11 protein-coding genes are annotated in these 12820 nt (G+C 70.2%); 5 read left to right on the top strand and 6 right to left on the bottom strand.

All coding sequences use genetic code 11. The features are described from left to right. Positions 1-21 precede the first annotated feature (21 nt). Positions 22-579, bottom strand: coding sequence for a TetR/AcrR family transcriptional regulator (locus tag AB0H12_RS43080; RefSeq protein ID WP_499631915.1), 558 nt, complete (start codon positions 577-579; stop codon positions 22-24). A gap of 88 nt (positions 580-667) precedes the next feature. On the opposite strand from AB0H12_RS43080, the gene AB0H12_RS43075 reads away from it, so the two are divergent. Together AB0H12_RS43075 and AB0H12_RS43070 are read left to right on the top strand one after the other, a co-directional pair. Beyond that, positions 668-1393 carry an SDR family NAD(P)-dependent oxidoreductase gene (locus tag AB0H12_RS43075; RefSeq protein ID WP_499631913.1) on the top strand — a complete coding sequence of 242 codons (726 nt, stop codon included), beginning with the start codon at positions 668-670 and terminating at the stop codon, positions 1391-1393. Positions 1394-1753: 360 nt separating this feature from the next. Further along, positions 1754-2155, top strand: a complete 402-nt coding sequence (locus tag AB0H12_RS43070) for a hypothetical protein (RefSeq protein ID WP_499631910.1) — start codon at positions 1754-1756, stop codon at positions 2153-2155. A 1-nt stretch (position 2156) separates the two neighbouring features. On the opposite strand, the gene AB0H12_RS43065 is transcribed toward AB0H12_RS43070, so the two are convergent. The 3 genes from AB0H12_RS43065 to AB0H12_RS43055 all read right to left on the bottom strand — a co-directional run bounded on the left by AB0H12_RS43065 (position 2157) and on the right by AB0H12_RS43055 (position 5409). After that, complete coding sequence (locus AB0H12_RS43065; RefSeq protein WP_499631907.1) at positions 2157-4325, bottom strand: WD40/YVTN/BNR-like repeat-containing protein; 2169 nt, start codon at positions 4323-4325, stop codon at positions 2157-2159. Between the two features lie 14 nt (positions 4326-4339). Continuing rightward, a complete protein-coding gene (locus AB0H12_RS43060) occupies positions 4340-5056 on the bottom strand; it encodes a TSUP family transporter (protein WP_499631904.1) in 717 nt (238 codons plus the stop codon). A 170-nt stretch (positions 5057-5226) separates the two neighbouring features. Then, complete coding sequence (locus tag AB0H12_RS43055) at positions 5227-5409, bottom strand: hypothetical protein (protein ID WP_499631901.1); 183 nt, start codon at positions 5407-5409, stop codon at positions 5227-5229. Between the two features lie 410 nt (positions 5410-5819). On the opposite strand from AB0H12_RS43055, the gene AB0H12_RS43050 reads away from it, so the two are divergent. Continuing rightward, entirely contained in the window at positions 5820-6953 is a 1134-nt protein-coding gene (locus AB0H12_RS43050; RefSeq protein ID WP_499631897.1) for a hypothetical protein, read from the top strand. A 369-nt stretch (positions 6954-7322) separates the two neighbouring features. Continuing rightward, complete coding sequence (locus AB0H12_RS43045) at positions 7323-9131, top strand: DUF7380 domain-containing protein (protein ID WP_499631894.1); 1809 nt, start codon at positions 7323-7325, stop codon at positions 9129-9131. 202 nt (positions 9132-9333) lie between these two features. Here the strand turns inward: AB0H12_RS43045 and AB0H12_RS43040 are convergent, their stop codons facing one another. Together AB0H12_RS43040 and AB0H12_RS43035 are read right to left on the bottom strand one after the other, a co-directional pair. Next, entirely contained in the window at positions 9334-10119 is a 786-nt protein-coding gene (locus AB0H12_RS43040; RefSeq protein ID WP_499631891.1) for a DUF308 domain-containing protein, read from the bottom strand. A 425-nt stretch (positions 10120-10544) separates the two neighbouring features. Further along, positions 10545-11678, bottom strand: coding sequence for an epoxide hydrolase family protein (locus AB0H12_RS43035; protein ID WP_499631888.1), 1134 nt, complete (start codon positions 11676-11678; stop codon positions 10545-10547). 60 nt (positions 11679-11738) lie between these two features. Between AB0H12_RS43035 and AB0H12_RS43030 the strand changes: the two genes are divergently transcribed. Beyond that, positions 11739-12686, top strand: coding sequence for a helix-turn-helix transcriptional regulator (locus AB0H12_RS43030; protein WP_499631885.1), 948 nt, complete (start codon positions 11739-11741; stop codon positions 12684-12686). Positions 12687-12820: the final 134 nt, after the last annotated feature.

Raw genomic sequence — 12820 nt, 5'->3', positions numbered from 1 at the left:
CACCAGGAACGACACCGTGGATCAGGGGCCGTGCGGTGTCGGGTTCGTCGTGTCGAACAGGCCGCCGAAGAGGAGTTCCAGGTAGCGCCGCCACAGTTCGGGCTCGGTGTCCCGCAGTGGGGCGGCCGCCTGGTGCACGCCGGTCATCAGGAGGACCACGTCTCGCCCGGTGACGTCGGCGCGTACGCGGGCCCGGTCGACGAGCGCCTGGGCGGCCTCCCCGAGTCGCACGACGGCGGCCTGCACGTCCGGATGCCGCACTGAGCCGCTCGCCACGTCGCACAGCGCCTGGTTGCCCGCCAGCCGGTCGACGCCGTAGGTCATGAACTCCCTCAGCGCCGCCGCGGGGTCGGCCGCGTCGCACCGGGAGACCGCTGCCGTGACCAGGTCGTCGAGCAGGTCCTCGACGATCGCCGCGATCAAGTCCTCCTTGGTCGCGAAATGCCGGAACACGGTGCCCTTGCCGATGCCGGCCCGCTCCGCGATCTCCGTCACGGAGACCTCCGCGCCCTGGGCGGCGAACAGCTCGGCGGCGGCGTCCATCAGGCGCTTGCGGTTGCGCGTCGCGTCGGCTCTCACCTCGTCATCCTAGCGCAACCTGACCGCTCGGTCCGGTTAGTGCTAGCTTGAAGGTGACCGCACGGTCCGGTTAGTCGAGGAGGACGTCGTGAACGGAAAGACCGCCCTGGTCACCGGGGCTTCATCGGGCATCGGCGCGGCCACCGCGCGCGCCCTGGCCGCGGCCGGTGTCAAGGTCGTCGCGGGCGCGCGCCGGGTCGACCGGCTCAAGGAGCTGGCCGCGACGGCCGACGGCGAGGTGGTCCCGCTGGAGCTGGACGTCGCCGACCGGCAGTCGGTGCGCGAGGCCGTCGTCACCGCGGTCGACCGGTTCGGCGGCCTGGACATCGTGGTGAACAACGCCGGCGTGATGTTGGGCGGCCCGATCGTCGGCGCCGACACCGCGGAGTGGGACCGGATGGTGCGGACCAACCTGCTCGGGTCGCTCTACGTCACCCACGCCGCGCTGCCGCACCTGCTGGCTCGCAGGGGAACCGTGGTCCAGATCTCGTCCACCTCCGGCCGGATCGCGTCGGTCATGGGCGGCGTCTACGCGGCCACCAAGTTCGGCGTGAACGCGTTCACCGAGTCGCTCCGGCAGGAGGTCACCGAGCGGGGCTTGCGCGTGGTGACGATCGAGCCCGGCATGGTCGACACCGAGATCGCCGACCACATCGTCGACGACGACATCCGTGACATGGCCAAGAAGATGGCCGGTTCGATCCGCACGCTGCGTGCCGAGGACGTCGCCGCCGCCGTGCTGTACGCGGTCGGCCAGCCCGAGCACGTCGTCGTGAACGAAGTTCTGCTGCGGCCTACCGATCAGGTGCACTAGCGCACCGCGGAGCCGACAACCGGGCGTGTCGCAAGACGGCACCCGGTCCTGTCCTGGACGACGTGGTGGGATCTTCACGACCTCGATGCCGGTGCCGGAGAAGACCGCGTCGAACGGGGCGGTGAACTGGCCGGCGCGGTCCCGGACCAGGAGCCGAAGTCAATCGGTCCGGTCTCCGGGGTCGGTGAGCAGGTTGCGGCTTGTCGGGTGGCCCAGGGCTCGTCCGGGTTCGTGGTGGTGCCGAGGATGGGCCCGGGCGCTCGCGGTGGTGAAGGTCCTGATGGGGCCGGAGCAGCAGGCCGGGCGCGCCGCGTTCGTCTCCCGGCTGCGACCCGCCGGACCGGCTGCGATGATGGGACCATGACCTCCGGTGGCTGGCGCGTGGTCGAGGAGTTCGACCGCGGTGGGGTGCTGCGTGCCGTGGCGGACGCGGTCGGGGGGACCCGGTACGAGTCCGACTCGGGAGCCGCCGCGGTGGTCGTGCCGGGTGAGGCCGTGGGAGTCCACGGCGATGTCGTGTTCGTCGAGCGGCCAGAGGACGCGGAGGGGCTGGCCGGTGAGCTGGTGGCGCTGCCCTCCGGGACGCCGGCGAGCGGGCTCAGGCACGCCGGGTCGGGGATCGCGGTCACCGACGACCGGTTCGACCTCTACCACCCGCGGGACACGTTGGCGGTCGGACGCCTGCCGGAGGTGGGGGAGGACGAGAGCGGGCTGGAGCGGCGCTCGGAGTGGTTCGAGCGCCGGCACGGCTCCACCGACTGAGTCAGTCCACGTCCAGCCGCCAGATGCTCCGGCCGTAGGTCGCGGCGGTCAGCGTGCGGTCCCGCTCGTGGTAGACGAGGTCGACCACCATCACGGTGGGCAGGTTGCCGGTCAGGTTCGCCCACCCGCCGCCGCCGTCCTGGGACACGAACACCCCGACGTCGCAGCACACGTACACCCGGTTCGGGTGCGCGGCGGGGATCGCGATGGAGTTGAACGGCACGTCCGGCAGTCGCCCGCGGTCGACGTCGGTCCACGTGAGACCGCCGTCGTCGGAGCGGAACACGTGGTGACCGCCGGTGTTGGCCACGGTCGCGAACACCACGTCCGCGTCGTCCGGGCGGCTCTCCAGCCGGGTGATCATGCGGGACGGCAGGAGCGTGCTCGCCAGGTTGCCGCTCCACGTGTCGCCGCCGTCGGTGCTGCGGTGGACGGCGCCGTTCTCGGTGCCGACGTAGATCCGGTCGCTGTCGCCGCGGGACACCTCGATGGCGCTGATCGGGCTGTCGTCGAACTCGGGTGACACCGGCTCCCAGCGGTCGCCGTCGTCCGTGGTCCGCCAGACGCGCTTCGACCCGCAGAACAGCGTGGTGGTCTCGTCGGGGTCCATCGCGACGAACACCATCCAGATCTTCTTGCGGGCCTCCTCCGACTCGGGCGGCGTGACCAGCTTGGCCCCGTCGGGTCGGAACCGGGCGATGTTCATGTTCTGCCACGTGCTGAACAGGTGGTTGACGTTTCCCGGGTCGATGACGATCCAGCCGCCGTCGCCGCCGGTCAGCTCGAAGTAGCCGTCCGCCGTGCCGTCCCCGGTGACGAGCGTGCCGTTGTCCTGCGCGCCGCCGCCGATCACGTCGCCGTTGGTCTGCGCGACCGCCAGGTCGTAGAACATGTTGGTGGCCAGGCCGGTGCTGCGGTTGCGCCACGTCCGGCCGGCGTCCTCGCTGACGTCCACCCCGCCGTCGTTGAGCGCGTACACCAACCCGGGCTCGGAGCGCGGCATGACCAGCCGGTGGTTGTCGGCGTGGGCGTAGTCCGGCTTGCCCCGGTCGGCGCGCCAGTCGGTGACCTTCGTCCACGTCCGCCCGCCGTCGGCGGTGCGGTGGATGTCCACCCCGGCGCACAGCACCTGGTCGGGGTCCTCGGGGTGCACGACGATCGTGTTGTTGTAGTTCATCTGGCGCTCGTCCGCGAAGTGCGGGCCGCCCACGGACTTCCAGGTGTCGCCGCCGTCGTCGCTGCGGAACGGGCCGACGACGCGGCTCGGCGCGCCGGGCGTGCCCATCAGCGCGTAGAGGACGTCCGGGTCGGACGGCGCGATGGCGATCGAGGTGCGGATGAACCGGTCGCCGGAGGGCAGACCGGCGGTGAGGTGCTGCCACGTGCCACCGCCGTCGACGGACCGCCAGATCCCGGTGTGCACGCCCTGCGCGTCGATCGTCACGTAGACGCGGCCGTCGCGCAGCTGCACGTCGTGACACCGGTAGGGCTGGCCGATGATCGGCACCCGCGCCCAGGTCAGGCCGCCGTCGGCCGAGGTGAACAGGCCCGCGGCGCCGCCGTCGTTGTGCCGGACACCGCCGACGAACAGCCGCCGCGGGTTCGCCTGGTCGACCGCGATAGCCCCGATCCGGCGCGGCAGACCGGTCGTGGCGGCCGGGGCCAGCAGGTGCCAGCTCGCGCCCCCGTCGGTCGATCGGAACAGCCCCACGCCCGGGTGTGAGTCGGCGGAGAGGTTCGCCTCGCCGGTGCCGCAGTAGAGGATTCCTGCGGCGTCGACGGCGAGCGCCCCGATGTTGAGCGACTGCTCGTCGTGCCAGGTCGTCTCCCACGTCTCGCCACCGTCGTCGGACTGCCAGACGCCGCCGCCGGCGGCTCCGGCCCAGATCCGCCGCGCGTTGTCCGGGTGGACGACGGCGCACGTCATCCGCCCGCCGATGTTCGACGGTCCCACCGGGAGCCACTGCGCCTGCTCCGGCGCGGCGGGCACCTCGGCGGCGGCCCGGGCGCGTTCGGCGTTGAGCAGGTCGACGTCGCTCTCCCGCCACGGCCACGACTCGCGCGCCTGGAACCAGCGGGCGCGGGCCTTGTGCGTGGTGTGTGCGGGCGCCGGGCGGTCGGCCGGGTCCGGTCGGTAGGGGACCTCGTCGGAGAGGTAGAACTGGTCCATGGTGCTGCTCCCGCTTACAACCCGGTGATGAGCCGGGCGGTGTAGCCGGCCATCACGGCCCAGAACAGCCACGTGTAGCCGGTTTCACCGATGGAGGTGTTGAGGCGTCGGCCCAGGTAGGTGCCACCGACCATGAGCGGGACGGCGGCGAGTGCGACCAGGTACCCGGTCGACGGGATGAGGGACGCGCCGGTCCAGACGGCGGTCTTGGCGACGTCGCCGGCCAGCGAGACCAGCGTCAGCGCACCGACGAGGTGGGCGCGGTCCAGGCCCAGCCCTCGCACCGCCAGCCCCTTGAGCGGGCCGGACGTGCCGCTGAAGCCTGACGTGGCGCCGGAGCCGAACGCCAGCACGTGCGCGCCGACGCGGCGCAGCCTGGTCAGGTCGGCCCGTTCGGCGACGAACGACAGCACGAACGTCACGACCACGGCGATCGTCACGACCCGCTCGGGCGCGGCGACGAAGAGCAGTGCGCCGAGGGTGGCGCCGATCGCGACCAGGACCACGACGGCCAGTGCTTTTCGCCACGGGACGGTGTTGCGGTAGGCCCAGACCTTGACGACGTTGTTGCAGGCCAGCAGGAGGGCGGCCAGCGCCGTGCCGGTCTTCGTGCCCAGGCCCAGCGCGAGGGCGGGGACGAGGACCAGGCTGCCGCCGAACCCAGCGGAGGCCGACACGGTGAACGCGACCGCGACGGTCACCAGCACGATCACCAGCAGCAAGGGGTCCACAGCCACCTCCACTCGGTCGGTTGGCTGGTAATCGCTTGGCAACGCGGCCGTGTGTCCGGACTGGCGGTAGCACTACCCGTTCGGGTTACTCGAGGCACCCGTTCGGTCTACTCGGCAGGTCGGGGACGCCACCGCTTCCGCAATGCGATCGCCTCGGCGCGGGGCTCGTCCTACCAGATCAGCGCCACGTTCACCGAGATCATCGCGTCCTTGCGGATCGGCGCCTGGAGTTCGCCCGGCTCCCGCAGCGGCGCCGGGCGGAGGTGGTTCACCTCCGGGCTCGCCGAGACGCAGGACAGCGGCGCGTCACCCGCGACCCGCGCTGGTCGGCCTCGTGCGATTCCGCCGAGCATGCGCTGTTCCCGGTGGCGAATGTGTTCACGCTGGTCAACGTGGTTCGAAGGCGTTCGGGTTACGGCTGTCGGCAAACGGAGGCAGCGGTTTGGCGGCACGCTGACCGGAAGTGTGGTGAATTGTTGCGGTCGAACGCAGAGCGTTGTTCCACAACGTCAACGACCGATTGGCGGACGGGTTCGGAAAGGTGGAATCGCCGATATCGGGGGTGCCCGACCGGCATCGATCCGACGGTCCCGCGCCGTCGCCCGGCCGAGCGTCGCGGCAGGACTCGGCGATCCGCGAACCCCCGTGCGGCGCAAGGGTTCCGCTGGTTGTTGCGCTGTCCGGCCGACACCGCCGCGGGCGCGCGGGGGTTATCGTTGATCGATCCAGTACCACTTCAGGACATATTCGCAACGGAGCGATCATGCCCGACTTACGCGCGTCGCTGGCCGTGTTGGCGCTCGCGACAGCCCTGCCACTGGCCACCACTCCCGCGGCGGTCGCGTCCGCCACGCACGTCATCGCCGAACTGCCGGGCGTCGCGGGCCTGCCCGGCAACCCCAGCTACTACCCGACCGGTGTCAACGACCTCGGCCAGGTCGTCGGCAGCGCGCAGGGTGACGCGCCGACGCGCGCGGTCCTGTGGTCGCCGCGCGGCGGTGCGACCGACCTCGGTCCCGGTCTGGCCGGCGCGATCAACCAGGGCGGCCAGGTGCTCGGGTTGACCTCCGACGGCGTGCCGGACACGCAGAAGCCGTGGGTATGGTCCGCGGGTCAGCGGCAGGCCATCACCCCGCCGGGAGCCGCGTGGGCGCTGGCGCAGGTGATCAACGACGACGGCAGCGTGCCGATGTCGTACGCCACGTCGGCCCGGGGCGAGCAACACGCCACCGTGTGGGACGGGGAGCGGCACGTGGAGCTGCCGGTGGCCGGTGATCACGTGTCGACGTACGCGATCAACAACGCCGGCGTCGTCGCGACGAGCTACGCCTACGCGTCCTTCCAGGAGTTCGCCGCGCTCCGCTGCACCGACGGCGTGTGCACGAAGCTGGCACCCGGTCCGGGCTACGGCACGTACGACCCGGAGGCGATCAACGAGGCCGGTGTGATCGTCGCCAACCGGGGGATGGTGGCGCTGCGCTGGGACGGCGAGGAGCTGACCGTCCTGTCGGAGAGCGGCCGGCTCGCCCACGGCGAGCAGTCCCTCAACGAGCGCGGCGACGCGGTCGGCTGGGTGCTGGAGGGCGGCACGTCCCGCGCGGTGCTGTGGCCCGCCGGCGGCAAGCAGGTCGACCTCGGCCTGCCCGGCAACTCCGTGGCGACCGCGATCAACGAGCGCGGCGACATCATCGGGCACGCCTCCTCGCCGGACTACTCGTCGAGCCGCGTGTTCCTCTGGCGCGACGGGCAGCTCACCTACCTCGACTCGCTGGGCGGCGCGTACAGCACGCCGGTCGCGCTGAACAACCACGGCGTCGTGGTCGGTCGCAGCACCACCGCCGACGGCAGCTGGAAGGGCGTCCGCTGGACCCCGGTCGCCACGACCCTGTCCCGCTGACGCCCGCCGACCGGCCCTAGTAGGACTCGTTAGGTGCTGTCGAGCTGCGCTTTTGTTGCCGGTGTTCGGGTCTGGACGGGTTGTCTTCGTGAGCCGAGAGCGGCGGATACGGACGTAGGCCCTGGGATGGGCGTCGAGCGTCCGGACTTCAATGATCTTGGCTCCTGATCGGCACTGCTGCTGAACCGAGACAGGTAACTCGGTTCGGGTTGGGGCTGACGGCTGGTTGACTGTTCGATCTCACCACCGTGATGGAGAACGAACGTGAACGCCGCTGAACCCGCTGACGCGGAACCGTCAGCGTCCGACTCACCGACTGGAACTGGTGGATCGCCGGGGTCGTACCGGCACGACTCGGCTCTCGTTCCAGTGCTGGCACAGGTAGCCGATGCCGCGTGCGACGGTGTCGGCGACCCGCATGATGCGAGCTGGCGCGCGCAGCAACTGGCCGAGCAGATGGAGCCTCCGGTGGAGCGCCCGGCCACGCTAGTGCTGGTCAACGCGTTCCTCTACACCCTGTACCACGAGGAGATCCCGCAGGCCGGGGCGGAGTTGAGTCCGCTGGATGGCCCGTCATTGCTTCCCATGGCGATGCGAGACGCCCCTAGTGACGTGCGCGATGCCTGGTTGGCTCTGGCCAGCGAAGTCACCCACCCGGTGGCGCGTGCGCGCCTGTACGACATCGCGTTCACGCTGCGCCTGTCGCGGAACAGCCGGCACACCGCAGAGCAAGCCGCGCGCGCGTACGTCGATGGTGTCGGGGGCAGTCAACGGCCTCAAGTGCAGGCCGACGGAGTGGTCCGTGCCTGGACACTGGCACGCTCTGTCGGGTCTACCGCGCTGGAGCAGGAGATCGCCACGATCATGCTCGCCTTGGCATGCGACATGGTGGACCGCGACGAGCACCCTTACGCGGTCATCCCGATGCTTTGCGCGCTCATCGCGCCTCCCCGGGGCAAAACGGCGGAGGCGATCGACCCCCGGGTTGATGACGTGCTGGAACGGGCGCTGGCGACGTACCCGCAGACGCATGTCCTCAAGGACCTCGCCGCCGTCGTGCGGAAGCGGGCCGCGGGTGACGCCGCTCGGGTCGACGCAGCCAACCGGCGGCTCATCGAGGCGATGTTGGCCGAGGCGCGGGCCGCCACCGAGCCCATGATCATTCGCATGTTGTTTCACGATGCCGCCTCGGTCGCACGGCAACTTGGTGTGCCGGATCTGGAGAAGATCGCGGTCGCCGCGTTGCAGTCGGCGCCAGCGCTGGCCTGGGACTCGACCGCGTACACGGTCAACCTTCCCGCCTCGTTCTTCGACCTTTACCTGCCCGGCTTCGACGAGGCGACAGATTGGCGCGAGGCCCTCAGCATCTGGCTGCACACCGGCTCTCCGACCGGTCGTCACGAGACCAACCTCGCGACGACCCGGCAGACCCGGCAAGCCTCGGTGATCCGCTACCTCGCCACCACTGTGGTGTTCCGCGACGGAGACATGCCTGCACGCACCCTGTCGGGCGACGAAGAGATGTTCGCGCGCGATCTCGCCCGCACCGAGCTTCACTATCTCGGCACTCACGGGGTCTTCCTGGCCAATGCTCTCTACATGATCGCCACCCGCTTCGGCATCCCGTCGCGCGACGACCTGGAGACCTTCCTGCTGGACTCCGGAGCCGACCCCACGCTGATGAACGTGCTCGCCACGGCGCTGCAACTGTTCTGGGTTGCCGAGTACGACGCCGCCGTGCACCTGGCCGTACCCAAGGTCGAAGCCGCCGCACGGGCCCTGCTGCTGGAAATCAACGAACCGGTCTACCGGGCCGCGGTCGGTGACGGCACCGGAACGTTCCCGGGCTTGGGCGTCCTGCTGCCGTTGTTGGTGGCCAACGACTTCGACCCTGACTGGGAGCGGTTCCTGCGCACCTTTCTGCTCGGCGACGGCTCCAACGTGCGCAATCTGGCCGCCCACGGCTTCATCCACAACATCGACCCCGTGAACGCCGCCGCTGCGCTGCGGGCCCTGGCGGTGCTCGCTTTGCTCGCGCCAGAACCCGCGGTGCAACGTGACGCCGCAACGGTCAGATCTGCCCTGGCCAACCCGACCGGAGCACAGCCACGCCGTAGCTGGTGGCAGCGCATCGCCGCTGCTGTCTCGGCCGCGCGGTACGAGCTGCGGCGCGGCTGAAGCGATCTCATGGCCACCCGTCACCCCTTAGGGGCATGCCACCGGAGGCTAACGCGTTTTTCAGATGTGCCGCAGTCGTCTGCACGTGCGATCTGGCTACTGATCAGGTGATCCGGTCTCGACGACCCTGGCCGACACGCCCCGCGGGTGTGACCCGGCCGGTGCCGCTTTCCGGGCCGCCGGCACGAGTGGCGAGCTCAGCTCAGCGGCAGGCATGCCACTGGCGTTGGCCGTCGGAGTAGCCGGAGCAGATCTGGGGCGAGGCGATGTTGTGGCCGCCGCGCGCGGTGCCGCTGCCGGTGGTGGTCTGGCCGGCGGAGGTCACGGTGAGCGTGCAGGTCACGTCGCCGCTGCCCTTGAGTTGCGCCCTGATCGAGTAGTACTGCGCCGTCTGGCTGACGCTGTCGTCGTGCGCGGTGAACGGCAGTCTGGTGGCCTGCTCGCCGCTGCCTGACGGCCCGTAGGTGATGTCGACTCCGGCGGGCGCCGAGCCGGTGCACTGATAGGTGACGCCATCCGGCGTGGTGGGTGCCGCGGATGTCGGAGGCGCCGGCGTGGACGAAGACGATGTGTTCGTGCCGACGGCGCGAGAGTCCGGGGCCGTGGTCGTCGATGTCGACATCGACGACGAGCCCGTAGGGGGCCGCAAGGATATCGACGAGTGATCTTGCTGTTCTCCTTGGCCACTCACGACAGGGTTTGGTACGGGGCTACCGATGACTGCACGATCAACTACAACGGTCAGTGCCACGGCTCCCGCGACGACGGTGGCAATGGCGAACGCGGCCCATCGGTCCAGCGGTTTGCGTCTCCGACCCCAGAGCTGGATCGTCCCCATCGATACGGCCACGAGCCCGAACACGATAAGTGCGACTGTCAGACCAGCGGCAACGGCCGCGAGGGCGGACATGTCCGCGACAATTGCGATGATCTTGAATAACCGGTGATCAAACACGGACACACGGCGCTCGTCGTCGACGTCGGTCACGGCACCTCCAAGACCACCAGAGGCGGGCACCTTACTATGCCACGATGTACGACGTACCTGGGATGTAGAAACGCGAAGTCCAGGGCCGACCAGGGGCGGTCATGCGCGCTCGAAGACGGCGCTGGAAGAATTGGCGAGGACCCGATCGTAAATCCAACGAAGAGCAGACCGGTCGATGCGGCTCGCCAAGCTACGGAGGTAGACGGGCGAGAACGTATCACTGTCAACTTTCCGAGCTTCTCTCGCAGTTTCCTGGTGCGTCGAGCCGCCGGCCAACTCGCGGCGCCGCAGCGGCGGCCGGGTCGTCACCGCGCCATCGCGCCAGACGCCGATCGTGAGCGGTCTCGCCGGCAGCTGACCGAGGCGGAAGCACCGACCCCGCTCCGCCTGTCGCGGACCGGGGTCGGGAGGTCGTTCCCGGGAGGTCACCGCAGTGCGGTGAAGAACGTCCGGATGTCGTCCACCACGATCTCCGGGACCTCGAGTGCGGCGAAGTGGCCGCCCTTCTCGAAGCGGCTCCAGTGCACGATGTTGGAGTTGTCCCGTTCCGCGAACACCTTGATGGTCTGGAAGTCATCGGCGAACACGGCCACGCCGGTCGGGGCGGCGTTCACCGGGGTGGGCTCGTCGGCGGGGGCGGCCGCGTTGTCGAAGTAGGACCGGGCCATGCCTGCGGCGGCGTTCGCGAACCAGTTGACGGACACCTCGGTGAGGATGGTCTCCAGCGGCACCAGGGACGTGCCGTTGCCGAAGGAGTTGAACAGCTCGCTGTAGGCGAGCATCCCGATCGGTGAGTCGCTGAGCCCGGCCGCGACCGTCTGCGGCCTGCTGGCGTTCATGGTGTTGTAGCCGCCGACCTTCTGGAACCACTGCATGTGCTCCAGACCGGCGTAGTCCTGCGGTTCGAGTCGTTCGAACTCCGCGGGGTCGCCCGACGGGAAGGAGAACAGTTGCAGCACGTGCAACCCCAGGAAACCCTCCGGGGCGAGGATGCCGAGTTCGCGGGCGACCATCGCGCCGTGGTCGGAGCCGTGGACGCCGTAGCGCTGGTAACCGAGCCTGCGCATGAGGGTGTCGTAGGCGCGAGCCACGCGGGCCGTGGTCCAGCCCGATTCGGTGACCGGGTTGGAGAAGCCGAAGCCGGGTGCGTCCGGCACGACGACGTGGAACGCGTCCTCGGCGCGCCCGCCGTGGGCGACGGGGTCGGTGAGCCTGTCGATCACGTCGAGGTAGTCGACCGAGGAGCCGGGGTAGGTGTGCGCGAGCAGCAGCGGCGTCGCGCCCTCGTGCGGCGACTCGACGTGGATGAAGTGGATCGGCTGGTTCTCGATCTCGGTGATGAAGTGCGCGTGGGCGTTGATGCGCTCCTCGGCGGCGCGCCAGTCGAACGCGCGCCACGCCGCCACGGCCTCACGCAGGTAGTGGTTGGGGGTGCCGTGCTCCCAGGTGTCGCCCGGCGCCGGCTGCGGCAGGCGGGTGCGGTCGAGGCGACCGGTCAGGTCGTCCAGCTCGGCCTTCGTGACCTCGATGCGGAAGGGGCGGATCTCCGTGTTCGTCATGACACAGACGCTAGAGTGCATATAGGAAAGATTCGTTCCTATAAGACGGAGGTCGTCGCAGTGACCGCGGACACATCGGCGCGGCTCCTCGCGCTCCTGGCGCTGTTCCAGTCGCGCCCGTCGTGGAGCGGCACCGAACTCGCCGACCGGCTGGGCGTCACGACCCGCACCATCCGCAACGACGTGGAGCGCCTCCGCATGCTCGACTACCCCGTCGAAGCCACCCGCGGAGCGACGGGCGGCTACCGGCTCGGAGCGGGCGGCAAGCTCCCCCCGCTGCTCCTGGACGACGAGGAGGCGGTGGCCGTGGCGATCGGGTTGCGCGCCGGCCGCGGCATCACCGGGCTCGAGACCTCCAGCGCACGAGCGCTGGCCAAGCTCGAACAGGTCCTGCCGCCACGCCTGCGGCCGACGGTGGAGGCGCTGGCGTCGGTCGTCGACCACGCGCCGGAGAACACCGACACCGACGCCCCGGACCCCGAGGTCGACCCCGCCGTGCTGCGCACCATCGCGACCGCGATCCACGACGTCGAGTGGTTCCGCTTCGACTACCGCGACGCCTCGCTGCTCGTCGAGCCCTACCGCCTGCTCGCCTGGAAGCGACGCTGGTACCTCGTGGCCCGCGACCCGTCCAGTGGCGAGTGGGACGTCTACCGGGCGGACTGGATCACGCCACGCATGCGCACCCACCGCCGGTTCGCCCCCACCGCCCTCCCCGACGAGGACTACACGAGCTTCACCATGCGCCGTGTCGCGTTCAGCGGCTGGCAGGTGCACGCACGCCTGCGGGTCGACGCGCCGGCCCAGGCCGTCCTGGACCGGATCCACCCGGCCGTCGGTGTGGTCGAGACGGTCACCGACACCACCTCGGTCCTCGTCACCGGCGCCGACTCGCTGGACACGATCGCCGCCTACATCGGCATGCTGGGCATGGACTTCACCGTCGAGTCGCCCAGCGAGCTCAGGCCACTGCTGCGCACCCTCGCGGAGCGCTACGCCCGCGCCTGACCACCGCAGCCACCCCGGGAGGTCGTGGACGGGCCCCGGAGGGTGTGAGAGGAGTCCCGCCCGCGGGATCAGGCCGAAGACGTCGATCCGGTCACCCGCCCCGCGCCACCGCCACCGGTGGCGCCACCGGTGGC

It is taken from the genome of Actinosynnema sp. NPDC023794, from assembly GCF_040639675.1.
Lineage (GTDB): Bacteria > Actinomycetota > Actinomycetes > Mycobacteriales > Pseudonocardiaceae > Actinosynnema > Actinosynnema luteola.
The sequence above is the reverse complement of the archived record's forward strand: the minus strand, read 5'-3'. Positions and strand labels throughout refer to the sequence as shown.